Source organism: Pseudomonas sp. 1 R 17, from assembly GCF_900067035.1.
Taxonomy (GTDB): domain Bacteria; phylum Pseudomonadota; class Gammaproteobacteria; order Pseudomonadales; family Pseudomonadaceae; genus Aquipseudomonas; species Aquipseudomonas marginalis.
Genome location: NZ_FKLB01000053.1, coordinates 272,625 through 288,048 on the forward strand (window position 1 = coordinate 272,625; position 15,424 = coordinate 288,048).

A 15,424-nucleotide genomic window follows, 5' to 3' on the forward strand; every position below is an offset into this window, starting at 1 on the left:
ATGCCACGTTTCTTTAGTGTGTTGTTGCTGCTATGCCTCGCCGTTAACGCTCATGCCGACAGCTATATCAGCCGTACCTTGAACAAGCCGGTGCCCGGCGGCGTTGCGGTGGTTGAACTGGGCCCTTCGGCTACCGCGCCGAAAGCCACGTACCAGGGCAAACCCGTGCTGGTGGTGAAGGAGCAGGACAACTGGCTGGCGATTGTCGGCATCCCGCTGACGGTCAAGCCGGGCAACGAGCGCATCAGCAGCGGCGGGCGCAGCCTGCCGTTTATCGTCGGCTACAAGAAATACCCGGAACAGCGCATCACCCTGAAGAACAAAAGCCAGGTCAACCCCGACCCGGCGCAGCTCAAGCGCATCGAGGGCGAGTTGGCCGTGCAGCTCAAGGCCTATCGCAGTTTCAGCCCGAACCTGCCGAGCAACCTGGTGCTGGACAAACCGGTGAACGGGCCGCTGTCGAGCAAGTTTGGCGTACGCCGTTTCTTCAACGATGAAGAGCGCAATCCTCATTCGGGCCTGGACTTTGCCGTGCCGGCCGGTACACCGATCAAGACGCCGGCGAACGGTAAGGTGATTCTGACCGGCAACTACTTCTTCAATGGCAATACCGTGTTTGTCGACCACGGCCAGGGCTTTATCAGCATGTTCTGCCATATGTCGAAGATCGATGTAAAAGTCGGCGATCAACTGGTGCGCGGTACGGTGGTGGGCAAGGTCGGCTCGACGGGCCGTGCGACCGGGCCGCATATGCATTGGAATATCAGCCTCAATGACGCACGGGTCGATCCTGCGATATTTATCGGCGCCTTCCAGCCCTGATACGCGGCAGCGCATTCAGCCCGGTCTGGACGTTCAAACCCCACGTATAGACCGGTCACTGACGACCGCCCTCTTTCAACAACCATGGCGCCGATCTCGACACAGTGCGTCGCCATTCCCGCCTATTTTCGAAGGAACCGTCATCGCTTGACTTGCCACCCACACATCGAGTCCCAGGGAGGACAATTCGCTCACAAGGACACATAAAGCAAGTCTTGTGGAGTTTCCTTAATGCATATCTCTGACTTCAAGCCCGCGCAACCCCAAACCGTTATTCCACCTTCTCGCCCTGCATCATCTACGCCAACAGTCCAGAACGACAGCCCAGGCCCACAACCCGCCCCCGCCAGGTCTCGTTCGTCCATACGGGGACTCGCCAGCCTCTCCGCCCCTTACTCATCGGACATAAACCCCGCCACTGCCATCCGCAGCCCTCTCTCGAATCACTTCAAGATCGGCGATCTGCAGCTACTGAATGAACAGTACTCCAGCCTCATGGACGAGATGGCCTCAGAGCAACGCCAGCGTCCTGATTTCAAAAACTTTTTGCAGACACGGCTGGCACAGGCGTTTCCTCAACTGAATCCCCTCGACCCGGACAAGGTTTCGTTCAATAGCTATACGTCAAACAACGGCGTAGAACAGTTGAAATCCTCCGAGCCGATAATGACTGCCTTGAGCCGTGCGATTCGGGAAATCTATGCCAACCCGAGCAAACAGCTATTCGAGACACCGGGGGTCAGGACCGAATTTGTGACCCGGCCAGCGCCCGATGAGGCAGTCAATGTCCTCCAGCCCACCGCCTCGCTGCACACCATCGCCAGGAGCATTGCCACCGAGTACGCTCAGACGCTTCGGGAATACTGGACCACGCCCCAGCTTTCAGCGAACTCGCCCTCGCCACAGGACCAACTGTTATGGGTCCACAAACAGCAACTGTCGACCTTGGCAGCCATCCGCAAGATGGACGGCACGCTGAGCCCGGCCAGTAAAGAGTTGATCGACAACGCGCTGCGCTACCCGTCTCTAGAGGAACGGGAAAGTAAACTGCCTGACGGATCAAGGCCCGGTGTGTACCCCATCACCATTGATGACGGCACAGTACAGGGTGCAGCCTTCGCCGGTGCGTTCATGATCACCAGCAAGGATGGCTCTTCAGCGTCCACCCCGACCTGGCCTGCCACCGGTCGGGAGATTAAGCTCAACGACCAGAATGGCCCCGTGGTGCTCTATACCCCCAGCGAAGGTTTCGAGGAATTCGCAACCCCGGCACTGTTACGCGAAGCATTGGCGCAACGGCTCGACAGCGGCGGGCCGGCCGCCGAGCTGTTGAGGCAAAGCCTGCCGCTTTCGCTGCAAAACCGCGCGTCGCCGCCTACGGGGGATGACTTGATGCTAGGCGTGGCACCCCTGGCCGGGGATGTGCAGGCAGAGGGGATAAATTTGCTGCTCCAGCGCCAGGGCGCGGAAGTCGATGCGTTGATGGCCAGGACATTCACCCCGCAGCGGCCATCAAGCCCCACATCAACGCTGGGGCCGACGCTCATGACGGCCCTGGATGATGCCGCTGACTGGTCGGCACAAGTCGACGGCAGCAACGCCATGCTTGCGCGTAACGAGAAATTGGCCGAGAAAGGCCAGCCGGGCTGGTTGAAAAACCTCAGCCCCGCTCAAGAATTGCTCTACAGCCACTTGGAAGGGAAAGCGACAAAGAGCGCTGAACAACTCGCCCCCCTGCTGGAAAACATTCCGTCCTTATCCAGCTTTGCCACGTCGCAAATGAATGAGGCGCTGAAACAGGCTTACCCCCAGGCCAATGTGGACGCCGATCAACTGATGGTTAAAGTAGTCACCAAGACGCGTTTCCACCTCGGTCGCTCCGGCATTCCACAACCCCCCTCCACTACCATCACCTATCTGTCACTGTCCGACCTGGCCCTGAAAAACCCAAGCCACTGGGAAATGGGCGAAAGCCACAAGCACACCGAAACCACCATGACCCTGGCGCTGCAAGACACCAAGGGCTCACCGGTTCCAGATGATCAGAGGCGGCCGATCACCCTCGATACACAACAACTCAAGCACCTGGTCTACACCGCAGATGTGGGTGGCGAATACACCAAGCTGCTGGAGACGCGCATGGCGCCGGATGCCGCATCGGGGCCGGCTGCTGATTTACACAAGGCGTGGAAAGCCAGCAATGCCGACTTGATGGTGAAAGAAGCCTTCCTGGCACAACTCAACCCCGGTGGGTTCCAAGCCGATGCCAGCACCGACAAGACCTTGAAGCGGGGCGTACAGTGGATCAACGCGGTTCTGGATCATCCGGATCCGGCCCAGCGTGCGAAGGTGGATGGACAAACGATTGTTGCCAACACCCTGCTCCAGCTGGGCCTACCGGTTCGCGGCGTGATGGTCATCGGCAATCAAACCGACGCTTCTGTGGTGCTCTACAGCCCCGGAGCCCCCGACGGACTGGCGTTCAGGGAACTGCCCAACCTGGACGCATTGACGACGCTGCTGGAGAAGAAAGAATGGCAGGCCTATACCCAGAGCAGAAAATCGCCAACGGAAAAGGACGATTTTCAGCAATCCGTGGACGCTGCGCGCCGAGTCGTCACCAGTGGGGGCACCGACCTTCTTGCAGCCGCCGAGGTTCTTGACAAAGGAAGAAAAAGCCTCGCTGGTTCCATAACCCTAAAGCCGATGGAAACAGACATCCACGATGAATTGTTCACTCAACAGACGCGCTTGCTAATCGATAAAGCCGACTTCCAGTCAACCAGCAGCGCAGAAGTGAACGCCGAATCGACGCGTAACAAGATCATGTTTGGCGTGGAGGTGGGCAGCCTGTTTCTGGACTTCATACCAGTCATCGGCAAGGGCATTTCTACCGGGGTAAAGGTGGGCAGTCGGCTCGGCCGAGCGGCACTGAAAACCATCCAGGGCAATGCCCGGCACTTGCCAGGTGGACTGCTCACACGCGGCGGCCGGGTCAACCTTTTCGCCGACTTCACCGCGCTTGCATCAGGCCTGCCCCATGTGCCGAGCACGCCTTTGCGTCCGGTGTTTCGCGCGGCGGGAACGCCCGTCCCCGCCGCTCCCGTCGCAAGGTCGCTGCTCACCCAGGGAACGCCCCCGCCCGGCGCGCCTGTCCCGCCTGCCGTCCCTTCGACCAGCGCGGGCATCAGGGCGTCCCAGGCAATCCCCAGCCCCGTCGCGCAATCCGTTACGCCACCGCGAGACCTGAGCGCCTATTCCGTCCCTGAAGACACGCTTAGAGGCGTCAGACCAGACGCCAATGGCATTTATCAAGTGGGAGAAAACTGTTACATCCGCTATACCGACAGCACCGGAATCAACCGCCCCTACCAGATTTATTCTGTGTTCAACGCCAGGCATGGACGGGTCAGTATTATCGATCCCAAAGTGCCGTCGGATGCCCCCAGCATCTACAAGAATGTGGCGTTCATGGAATCAACCGGGACAGGGGAATGGCGCCTGAGTGAGTTGCCCGGCGCCAAGAGGCACAGAGGACGAACTTCACCACCGGGCGACGAATATATGGATCGCGTGCTCAGTGGCCAAGCGGCCAGAGACTTCGACGGGAACGCGGCCACCACCGGGCAACTGAGGCGTTGGTTCAGGCGTGACGTGCAGGACTTCTTTGCCCGCATGAGTGCGGGGCAACTGCCGGCACGGCCTGCCATTCCAGCCATCCCTGACAATGCGACGTCGGCCCAACTGATTAAATCGACCTTGGCGCCAGCCGATGTAAATGGCCTGGTCATAGGCGAACTTCACGACGAGCCAGGGGGCTACAAGTTCATCATTGAAAACATGGCGAACTTAAAAGCAAACGGAGTCACAACGATTTATCTCGAAAATGCCCCGTACTTCGAGGGCTCTCCAGTGTTCGGCGCCGGCGCCTATCAACCTCAGGATGCGAGATATGCCTATCCCCGCCCTTACGATTACTCAACCTATGCACCAAACAGTCCGACCCCGTATGACCTCATTCAGGAAGCCGACAAACACGGCATTAAGGTCATAGGGCTCGAGCATCCTTACCTCACAGCCCATAGCGATAACTTCGCGGCCAGGGCTGGTAACCAAGGCTACGTCCAAGAGCGCTTGTCAGACTTCAATTACTACGCGACAAAAATCATTGGGAAGACACCACCGGGGGAGAAATGGGTGGCGTTGGTTGGCAACGTGCACATGAATACGGCCGCCGGTGTTCCAGGGGTTGCCGAGTTGAACAAAGGGGTCGGAATCTCGATTATCGAGGCTCCCCAGGGCGCAAAAAGCTTGGCGATCCCCCCAGCCGCGAAAGACACTACCTCCCCAAGTTTCGCCGATTTACAACCGGATATTGAATTCAAGCAAAACGTTGATGATCTACGACTACCGTAGCAGGCAACCCAGGATGCCGTACCGGCGCTAACGTCGCCGTACGGCAACCGCCCATTGCGCACCCACGAAGATGAGCAAAATAAAAACCACAAAAAACCACAAAACAAACAATAAAAAACTACAAAAATGCGAAACCGTAGATTTTCTATCAATTTTTCTTGAGCGCTTGCCATCTCCTATCCCCCCCGGGTAGGGTTAAATCCATGAAAACCTCTCACACCCTCATCCAGCTTCGCCAGCACCGCAGCCTGTGCCTCGTCAGCGCACGACTGCCAGGCTGAATCGATCTGCCTCGTCTTTACGTTTTATCCCTAAAAACAGTTCTACGGCAGGCCGCCTTTTCTCGGCCCCTACAACAAAGGATTTCCCGATGAGCATGCTCAAAGACCCGTCTTCGAAGTACCGCGCGTTTCCGACCATCGATATCCCGGACCGCACCTGGCCTTCCAAAACCATCACCACCGCGCCGATCTGGTGCAGTTCCGACCTGCGTGATGGCAACCAGTCGCTGATCGAGCCGATGGACGCGGTGAAAAAGCTGCGCTTCTGGAAGACCCTGGTCGCGGTCGGCGTGAAGGAAATCGAGGCGTCGTTCCCTGCCGCATCGCAAACCGACTTCGACTTCGTGCGTACCCTGATCGAAGACAACCACATCCCCGAGGACACCACCATCCAGGTGCTGACCCAGGGCCGTGAAGACTTGATCGCACGCACCTTCGAATCCCTGCGCGGCGCCAAAAAGGCCATCGTGCACCTGTACAACGCCACATCGCCGTCGTTCCGCCGCATCGTGTTCAACCAGGACAAGGACGGCATCAAGGCCATCGCGGTCAACGCGGCCAAGCTGTTCGTCAAGTACGCCGCCCAGCAGCCGGAAACCCAGTGGACCTTCGAGTACTCGCCGGAGACTTTCAGCGCTACCGAACTGGAGTTCGCCAAGGAAGTCTGCGATGCCGTGATCGAGGTCTGGAACCCGACGCCTGAGCACAAGATGATCCTCAACCTGCCAGCCACCGTCGAGTGCGCGACGCCGAACATCTATGCCGACCAGATCGAGTGGTTCGGTCGCCATATCAACCGTCGCGACAGCGTGATCATCAGCCTGCACACCCACAACGACCGCGGCACCGGCGTAGCCGCCACCGAGCTGGGCCTGATGGCCGGCGCGGACCGTGTCGAGGGTTGCCTGTTCGGTAACGGCGAGCGTACCGGTAACGTCGACCTCGTCACCGTGGCCTTGAACATGTACACCCAGGGCCTCGACCCGCAGCTGGACTTCTCCGACATCGACGGCGTGCGTAAAGTCGTCGAGGAGTGCAACCAGATCCAGGTACACCCACGTCATCCGTACGTCGGCGATCTGGTGCACACCGCCTTCTCCGGTTCTCACCAGGACGCGATCCGCAAAGGCTTCTCCCAGCAGAAAGAGGATGCGCTGTGGGAAGTGCCGTACTTGCCGATCGATCCGGCCGATATCGGTCGCAGCTACGAGGCGGTGATTCGGGTGAACAGCCAGTCGGGCAAAGGCGGCATCGCCTACCTGCTGGAGCAGGAATACGACATCAGCTTGCCGCGCCGCATGCAGATCGAATTCAGCCAGGTGGTCCAGGCCGAAACCGACCGTGTGGGCCTGGAGATGACCGCACCGCAGATCTACGCGTTGCTGCAGCGTGAATACCTGCAAGCCAACACTCCGTACGCGCTGGTCAGCCATCGCCTGCAGGAAGAAAACGGCAACAGCTTTGTCGAAGTGGAAGTCTCGGGCAAGGGCCAGGGCGAAACCAACCTGCACTGGAAAGGCAAAGGCAACGGCGCACTGGAAGCCCTGGTAGCCGGCCTGCCGATTGGGGTGGAGATCATGGACTACAACGAACATGCCATCGGCGCGGGCACCAACGCCAAGGCCGCGGCCTATATCGAGCTGCGTGTGAACGGTGAACGCCCGGTGCATGGCGTGGGTATTGATGAAAACATCACCACGGCGAGCTTCAAGGCACTGTTCAGTGCGCTGAACCGCTCGTTGAGCCAGCAGGAAGCGAAAGCGGCGTAACCTTCGCCGTCATACAGAAGGCCCCTGGGTGAGAATCCAGGGGCCTTTTTTATTGAGTTTCAGATTTGGGTTGCCCCCGATAACGGCCTGTCAGACAAACTGAAAGCTATCGGCATCCAGGTTCGCCGGAAACCTGGTGCGGTACGCCGCCAGTTCAGCCGCGTCCAGGCACACCTGGAACACCCCGTCCGCCTCCCCCGCACTCAGCAGGCTCTCACCCTGGAAATCCAGCACCTGGCTATCACCAGTGTAGGCAAAGCCCTTGCCGTCGGTGCCCACTCGATTCACCGCCGCTACGTAGCACAGGTTCTCGATAGCCCGCGCCGGCAACAAGCGGTTCCAATGCTGGCGCCGCGCCCCCGGCCAATTGGCGGTGTACAGCAGCAAGTCAGTGTCCTGGGCATCCCGACTCCACACCGGGAAGCGCAGGTCGTAGCAAATCAGCGGCCGAACACGCCAGCCTTTTAATTCGAACTGCACCTGGCGCTCGCCGGGGGTGTAGTGATTGTGTTCACCGGCCATACGAAACAGATGACGCTTGTCGTAGTGCAACACCTCGCCATCCGGCCGCGCCCACAACAGGCGGTTGCGGTGGCTGCCATCAGCGGCCTGGATGATCACGCTGCCGGTGATCACGGCGTTGTACTTCGCAGCCTGGGCCTGGAGCCACTGATGGGTCGGGCCGTTTTCCGGCTCGGCGAGGGTTTGCGACGCCATGGAGAAACCGGTGGTGAACATTTCCGGCAGCACGATCAGGTCGGCGCCGCGGACCTGCTCCAGCAGCCCCTCGAAATGCTCGAGGTTGGCCTGGCGGTCGTGCCAGGCCAGGGTGGTCTGGACCAGGGCGATATTCAAGTCAGGCAATGCCGTCAGATCACGCATAGTTTTTCAGCCGCTTGTCGCAGCGTCTCCTCGCGCTTGGCAAAACACAGGCGCACCAGGCGCTGGCCTTGCGGTGGGCTCTGGTAGAACACCGAGACCGGGATGGTCGCCACGCCATGCTCGCGGGTCATCCACAGGGACATGGCGACGTCATCCAGGTCCGGGCGTATTTGTGAGTAATCGACCAACTGGAAGTAGGTACCGGCCACCCGGCTAAAGCTGAAACGCGACGGTGCCAGCAGGTCGCAGAACAGGTCGCGCTTGGCCTGGTAGAACCCCGGCAGTTCATCGACGTGCTCCGGGTGTTCGGCCATGAAATCGGCCAACGCGAACTGCAACGGGGTCACGCCACAGAAATTGACGTATTGATGCACCTTGCGCAGTTCGGCCGTCAGGGCCGGTGGCGCGACCACGTAGCCGGTTTTCCAGCCGGTGACGTGGTAGGTCTTGCCGAAGGAGCTGACCACGAACGCTCGCGGGTACAGCTCTTCATGGGCCAGCACGCTGACGTGGGGCACGCCGTCGAATACCAGGTGTTCGTAGACCTCGTCGCTGACCAGGTAGATATCGCGGTCGCGGATCAGTTCGGCCAACTGGTCCAGCTCGGCGCGGCTGATCAGCGCGCCGGTTGGGTTGTGCGGAGTATTGAGGATGATCATGCGCGTACGTGGCGACAGCGCGGCCTTGATCCTCTCGAAGTCCAATGCAAAGCCTTGCAGGCTCAGTTGCACATGCACGCAGCGGCCACCGGCCAGTTCGACTGAGGGCTCATAGCTGTCGTAGCAGGGGTCGAACACAATGACCTCATCGCCAGTGCGAATCACCGCCTGGATCGCGCAGAAGATCGCGGCGGTGGCGCCAGGGGTGATGGTCACTTCACTGTCGGCATTCACCGTGGCGCCATAGCTGCGGGCGATCTTGGCCGCCACTTGCTGGCGCAAGGCCGGCAGGCCGGTCATCGGTGAATATTGGTTGTGCCCGCTGGCGACATGTTTGCCCACGGCATCGAGCAAAGCCTGAGGCCCATTGAAGTCGGGAAACCCCTGGGACAGGTTGAGCGCGCCGGTTTCGGCAGCGAGTTGCGACATGGTAGTGAAAATAGTCGTGCCGACATTTGGCAGCTTGCTGGTGATCATGGGAGCCCCCTTCGGGTGAGCTGCAAGTTTTAAGCTGCAAGCTGCAAGCAGGTCAAGGGGCAAACCGCCAGGCACATAAAAGGGCTCATTCAGAGCCCTTTTATGTGCCTGGCGGTTTGAGCTACAAGCTGTAAGCTTCAAGCCGCAAGCAAACCCGCTTTAGCTTGCAGCTTGTAGCTTACAACTTGCAGCTGCTACTTTTTATCCCTGCGCTTCTTGTCGGCCTTCTTGTGGTGAGTCATCAAACGACGCTTCTTGTTCACCTGCCGGTCAGTCAATGTGTTCTTGTTGCCTTCGTACGGGTTCTCGCCACCCTTGAACTCGATACGGATCGGCGTACCGACCAGTTTCAGGACACGGCGGTAGGTGTTTTCCAGGTAACGCACATAGGACTTGGGCACCTTCTCGATCTGGTTACCGTGGATCACGATAATCGGCGGGTTGGCACCACCCAAGTGGGCGTAACGCAGTTTGATCCGGCGGTTGTTGACCATCGGCGGTGCGTGCTCGCCAACGGCGTCTTCGAGGATCTGGGTCAGACGGTTGGTCGGCCAACGGGTAACGGCGGACTTGAACGAATTCTGTACGGAAGCGTAGAGGTTACCCACACCCGTGCCGTGCAGGGCCGAGATAAAGTGGATATCGGCGAACTCGACGAAGAACAGGCGGCGCTGCAGCTCGATCTTGACGAAATCGCGCTCGCTCGGCGTCATGCCGTCCCACTTGTTGATCGCGATGACCAGGGCACGACCGGCTTCGAGGGCAAAACCCAGCAGGTTGAGGTCGTGGTCCACCACGCCTTCGCGGGCGTCCATCACGAAGATCACCACGTTGGCGTCTTTGATCGCCTGCAGGGTTTTCACCACGGAGAACTTTTCAACTTCCTCGTGGATCTTGCCGCGTTTGCGCACACCGGCGGTGTCGATCAGCGTGTACTTCTCGTCGTTACGCTCGAACGGGATGTAGATGCTGTCGCGGGTGGTGCCGGGCTGGTCGTAGACGATTACCCGGTCTTCACCGAGCATGCGGTTGACCAGGGTCGACTTGCCCACGTTCGGGCGACCGATGATCGCAATCTTGATACCGTCTTTTTCGCTTGGGCCAGGAATGCGCTTGGCTTCCTCGCCTTCGGCAACGATCTCTTCTTCGCCTTCTTCTTCCTCGGCGTCATCCTTAGGGAAGTCGCGCAGGGCGACTTCCAGCATCTGGGTGATGCCGCGACCGTGGGCACCGGCGACCGGGATCGCGTCGCCAAGCCCCATCGGGCTGAATTCGGCACGGGCCGCCTCAGGATCGATGTTGTCGATCTTGTTGGCGACCAGATAGGAACGCTTGTTGCGCTTGCGCAGGTGCTCGCCAATCATCTGGTCGGCAGCGGTGTAGCCCGCGCGGGCGTCCACCAGGAACAACACGACATCGGCTTCTTCAATGGCCAGCAGGGACTGCTCGGCCATCTTTTCGTCCATGCCATGCTCATCACCGGAGATACCACCGGTGTCGACAATAATGTAGGAGCGCCCTTGCCACTTTGCCTCACCGTATTGGCGATCACGGGTCAGACCGGACAAGTCGCCGACAATGGCGTCACGAGTCCTGGTCAGGCGGTTGAACAAGGTGGACTTGCCGACGTTAGGTCGGCCCACCAGGGCGATTACGGGAACCATGCGGCTCTCCACTTCGTTATTTCAGAAAATACAAAAGCCGCTGCAAGGCAGCGGCTGGTGCTCGACTGTAGGAGCGAGCTTGCTCGCGAAAAACGCAATGGCACCGCGTTTATTCAGACAGCACGCGTTATCGTTAACGATTTTCGCGAGCAAGCTCGCTCCTACAGGTGAAGCTGCTTGAGGGGTTACCCCCAAGCATAGTTCTTACTTGATGGTCAGGGCTTCCAGCTTGCCGCTGTTGCCAAACACATAAAGCATGTTGCCCACCACCAGCGGACGAGCACGCAGGCCGTCACTGTCGATACGCTCACGACCTACAAAACGACCATCCACCTGGCTCAGCAGGTGCAGGTAGCCTTCGAAGTCGCCGACCGCTACATAGCTGGAGAACACTTCCGGAGCCGACAGTTGACGACGGGCCAGGGAGTCATTGCTCCACAGTGCAGTGGTGGAACGCTCGTCGACACTTTCAACGGTGCCGGACGCCAGGCTTACGTAGACGCTGCCAAACCCTTGGGCGACACCCGCATAACTGGAAGCATCGCGCTGCCAGTTGACACGGCCGCTCTGCAGGTCCAGCGCGGCAACGCGGCCTTGGTAAGTGGCGACGTAGAGGGTTTCGCCCGACAGCAGCAAGCCACCGTCGATGTCCACTACGCGATCCAGCTCGGAACGACCTTGGGGGATGGCCACACGGGTTTCCCAGGCAGGCACGCCGTTCCTGGTGTCCAAGGCGACTACTTTACCGGTCGACAGGCCTGCAACGGCCAGATTGTTGGTCACAACCGGACCACTGGTACCGCGCAAGGTCAGCACCGCCGGGGTGCTGTCGTACAACCAACGCTGTTCGCCGGTGCTGGCGTCCAGGCCGATCACACGGTCATCCTGGGTTTGCACCACGACGATATCGCCGTTGGTGGCAGGCGGTGCGAGGACTTCACTGGTCACGCGAGCGCGCCATTTCTCTTCACCGGTGCTGGAGTCCAGCGCCACGACTTCGCCCTTGAGCGTGCCGAGCATGACCATGCCGTAACCCACGCCTACGGCGCCGGACACCGGCAATTCAAGGTCTTTCTTCCACTTCACGTCGCCGTTCATGCGATCCATGGAGATCACCACGCCGGTTACGTCAGCGGCCACAATGTTGTCACCGTCGATTGCCGGCACCAGCATATTGTAGGTCTCGCCCTGGCCGTCACCGATGGAGCGGCTCCATTGCTTTTGCAGGACGACTTCTTCCTTGAAGCTGGTCAGCTCGGCCGGAGGCAGTTCTTTTTTACTGTTGCTGCTGCAACCCGCGGCCAGAACGGCCAGAGCCAGCAATGCTGCATGTTTCCAACGGATCACGTCATGCATCCCCTTTGGCCAGGTCGTCCAGCTTGATTTGTAAGCCACCGACTGCCGCTTCATCAGACAGCGCCGCCTTGGCTTTCTTGTACGCAGCATTGGCTTCGTCGGTACGACCCAATTGGACCAACAGGTCGCCCTTGAGCTCTTCGCGAGTGGCTACAAATGCCTTGTCCGCATCGCCGTCGAGCAGTTTGAGTGCTTCGTCAGCCTTGTTCTGTGCCGCCAATACCTGGGCCAGGCGCTGACGCGCGATTTCACCCAGGGTCGGGTTGGTCGGCTTGTCGGCGATGGCCTTGAGTTCTGCGGCGGCGTCATCCAGCTTGCCGGTATCGACCGCGACTTTCGCGACGAACAGGCTGCCGTATTGGGCGTAGGTGCTGCCGCCGAATTCGTTCTTCAGCTTGCCGGCCAGGTCTGCAACCTGCGCGGGGTCGGGCTTGCCGTCCGGGGTCAGTGTAGTTTCCAGCAATTGCTGATAAACGATCGAGGCGCCCTGGGACTGGTTGGCCTGATACTTTGTCCAGGCTTGCCAGCCGAACACCACCACTAAAGCCAGCAGACCGCCAGTAACCAGGGGCTTGCCGTTACGCTGCCACCAGTCCTTGAACTCGGCCAACTGCTCATCATCAGTACTCGACACCCCAATACTCCTTAATCGCTAAATTCGGCTGTTCGACAGCTTCAACCCTGCACGACGCAGGTGGCCAAGTGCGCAGCGAGCGCATCAAAGGCAATGTTCTGTTGCTCGCCCTGGCCACGCAGGGGTTTGAAACCTATCACTTGCTGGGCCAGCTCGTCATCGCCCAGGATCAGTGCGTACAGTGCACCGCTCTTGTCGGCCTTCTTGAACTGGCTCTTGAAGCTGCCTGCGCCGGCATTGACCTGAAGGCGCAGGTTTGGCAACTGGTCACGTACTTTTTCGCTCAGGGCCAGGGCGGCCAGTTCGGCGGCCTCGCCAAAGGCACACAGGTACACGTCCACCTGACGGGAGATTTCTTCCGGAACCTTCTCCAGGGTTTCCAGCAGCAGGATCAGCCGCTCGATCCCCATGGCGAAGCCCACGCCGGTGGTCGGCTTGCCGCCCATCTGCTCGACCAGCCCGTCGTAACGGCCACCCGCACACACGGTGCCCTGGGCGCCGAGCTTGTCGGTGACCCACTCGAACACGGTCTTGCTGTAGTAATCGAGGCCACGCACCAGCTTGGTATTGATCACGAACGGAATGCCGGCCGCGTCCAGACGAGCCTTGAGGCCTTCGAAGTGAATGCGGGATTCGTCGTCCAGGTAATCGGCCATTTTCGGCGCATTGACCAGCACGGCCTGGGTGTCGGCGTTCTTGGTATCGAGGACGCGCAACGGGTTGGTCTTCAGACGACGCTGGCTGTCTTCATCCAACTTGTCCAGGTGGGCGGACAGGTACTCGACCAGGGCCACTTTATAGCGGCCGCGGGATTCACTGGTGCCCAGGCTGTTGAGCTCAAGCTTGACCGCGTCGCGGATGCCCAGCAGGCCCCATAGGCGCCACGTCAGCACGATCAGCTCCGCGTCGATGTCCGGGCCGTCGATGTTGAATACTTCCAGGCCGATCTGATGAAACTGGCGATAACGGCCTTTCTGTGGACGTTCGTGACGGAACATCGGGCCGATGTACCACAGTTTCTGCGGCTGGCCAGCACCGGTGAGGCCATGCTCAAGCACGGCGCGCACGCACGCGGCAGTACCTTCCGGACGCAAGGTCAGGGAGTCGCCGTTACGGTCTTCAAAGGTGTACATCTCTTTTTCGACGATGTCGGTCACTTCACCGATGGAGCGTTTGAACAGCTCGGTGAACTCGACGATCGGCATGCGGATCTGCTTGTAACCGTAGTTATCCAGCAGGCGCGCGACAGTACCCTCGAGGTAGCGCCACAACGGCGTTTGCTCCGGCAGGATGTCGTTCATGCCACGAATGGCTTGCAGAGACTTGCTCACATCAAATCCTTAAATTCGTTCAATCAGCCGCGAGCGATCAGCGCTGCGTCAGCCGCGACCTTTTCGGCCGCTTTCTCGCGGATCAGCTTTTCCAGCTCATCCACCAGATTGTCATTCGTTAACTTCTGCGACGGCTTACCGTCGATGTAAATCAGGTTCGGTGTACCGCCGGTCAAGCCCACATGGGCTTCCTTGGCTTCACCCGGGCCGTTGACCACACAACCGATCACTGCAACATCCAGCGGCACCAGCAGGTCTTCGAGGCGCAACTCCAGGTCGTTCATGGTTTTCACCACGTCGAAGTTCTGCCGCGAGCAACTCGGGCAGGCAATGAAGTTGATGCCGCGTGAACGCAAACGCAGGGATTTGAGAATGTCGTAGCCGACTTTCACTTCCTCTACCGGGTCTGCCGCCAACGAGATGCGGATAGTATCGCCAATCCCTTCGGCGAGCAGCATACCGAGACCCACCGCAGATTTCACTGTGCCTGAGCGCAAACCGCCGGCTTCGGTGATGCCCAAGTGCAGCGGCTGCACGATTTCCTTGGCCAGCAGGCGGTAGGCTTCCACCGCCATGAACACGTCGGAGGCCTTTACGCTGACCTTGAAGTCCTGGAAGTTCAGGCGTTCGAGGTGTTCAACATGACGCAGTGCAGACTCGACCAGCGCTGCCGGGGTCGGCTCGCCGTACTTCTTTTGCAGGTCTTTTTCCAGGGAACCGGCGTTGACGCCGATGCGGATCGGGATCCCGCGATCACGGGCAGCGTCCACCACAGCGCGCACACGGTCTTCACGACCGATGTTGCCCGGGTTGATGCGCAGGCAATCGACACCCAACTCGGCCACACGCAAGGCGATCTTGTAGTCGAAGTGAATGTCGGCAACCAGCGGCACCTTGACTAGCTGCTTGATGCGACCGAAAGCCTCGGCAGCGTCCATGTCCGGGACGGATACCCGAACGATGTCTACACCGGCCGCTTCCAGGCGATTGATCTGGGCAACGGTAGCGGCAACGTCATTGGTGTCGCTGTTGGTCATGCTCTGTACCGCGATGGGGGCGTCGCCACCCACCGGCACCGAGCCGACCCAGATCTTGCGCGATACGCGACGTTTGATTGGAGATTCGCCGTGCAT

Annotated in this window: 10 protein-coding genes; 3 read left to right on the forward strand and 7 right to left on the reverse strand. The window is 59.6% G+C overall.

Annotation, left to right across the window (positions count from 1 at the left end; translation table 11 throughout):
- The 3 genes from BFP99_RS19345 (at window position 1) to leuA (ending at window position 7,288) form a co-directional block, all read left to right on the forward strand.
- Entirely contained in the window at window positions 1-822 is an 822-nt protein-coding gene (locus BFP99_RS19345) for a M23 family metallopeptidase (protein WP_065924858.1), read from the forward strand.
- A 495-nt stretch (window positions 823-1,317) separates the two neighbouring features.
- Window positions 1,318-5,238, forward strand: coding sequence for a membrane-targeted effector domain-containing toxin (locus BFP99_RS19350; protein WP_065947924.1), 3,921 nt, complete (start codon window positions 1,318-1,320; stop codon window positions 5,236-5,238).
- 370 nt (window positions 5,239-5,608) lie between these two features.
- The gene (leuA, locus tag BFP99_RS19355) at window positions 5,609-7,288 is read left to right on the forward strand and encodes a 2-isopropylmalate synthase (protein WP_027605424.1); all 1,680 of its coding nucleotides are present in this window, start codon (window positions 5,609-5,611) and stop codon (window positions 7,286-7,288) included.
- Between the two features lie 90 nt (window positions 7,289-7,378).
- Here the strand turns inward: leuA and BFP99_RS19360 are convergent, their stop codons facing one another.
- From BFP99_RS19360 to ispG, 7 genes are all read right to left on the reverse strand, one after another.
- Window positions 7,379-8,170: an amidohydrolase gene (locus BFP99_RS19360; protein ID WP_065947925.1), complete on the reverse strand. Its 792-nt coding sequence runs from the start codon at window positions 8,168-8,170 to the stop codon at window positions 7,379-7,381.
- Window positions 8,158-9,306: a pyridoxal phosphate-dependent aminotransferase gene (locus BFP99_RS19365; RefSeq protein ID WP_065924862.1), complete on the reverse strand. Its 1,149-nt coding sequence runs from the start codon at window positions 9,304-9,306 to the stop codon at window positions 8,158-8,160. The genes BFP99_RS19360 and BFP99_RS19365 overlap by 13 nt, the downstream gene beginning before the upstream one ends.
- A 194-nt stretch (window positions 9,307-9,500) precedes the next feature.
- On the reverse strand, window positions 9,501-10,970 hold the full coding sequence (gene der / locus BFP99_RS19370) for a ribosome biogenesis GTPase Der (RefSeq protein WP_065924863.1): 1,470 nt from the start codon (window positions 10,968-10,970) through the stop codon (window positions 9,501-9,503).
- Window positions 10,971-11,174: 204 nt separating this feature from the next.
- Window positions 11,175-12,326: an outer membrane protein assembly factor BamB gene (bamB, locus tag BFP99_RS19375; RefSeq protein WP_065924864.1), complete on the reverse strand. Its 1,152-nt coding sequence runs from the start codon at window positions 12,324-12,326 to the stop codon at window positions 11,175-11,177.
- A complete protein-coding gene (locus BFP99_RS19380) occupies window positions 12,319-12,960 on the reverse strand; it encodes a YfgM family protein (RefSeq protein ID WP_027605420.1) in 642 nt (213 codons plus the stop codon). The genes bamB and BFP99_RS19380 overlap by 8 nt, the downstream gene beginning before the upstream one ends.
- A gap of 41 nt (window positions 12,961-13,001) precedes the next feature.
- A complete protein-coding gene (gene hisS, locus BFP99_RS19385; protein ID WP_065924865.1) occupies window positions 13,002-14,291 on the reverse strand; it encodes a histidine--tRNA ligase in 1,290 nt (429 codons plus the stop codon).
- A gap of 23 nt (window positions 14,292-14,314) precedes the next feature.
- Entirely contained in the window at window positions 14,315-15,424 is a 1,110-nt protein-coding gene (gene ispG / locus BFP99_RS19390) for a flavodoxin-dependent (E)-4-hydroxy-3-methylbut-2-enyl-diphosphate synthase (protein WP_003175952.1), read from the reverse strand.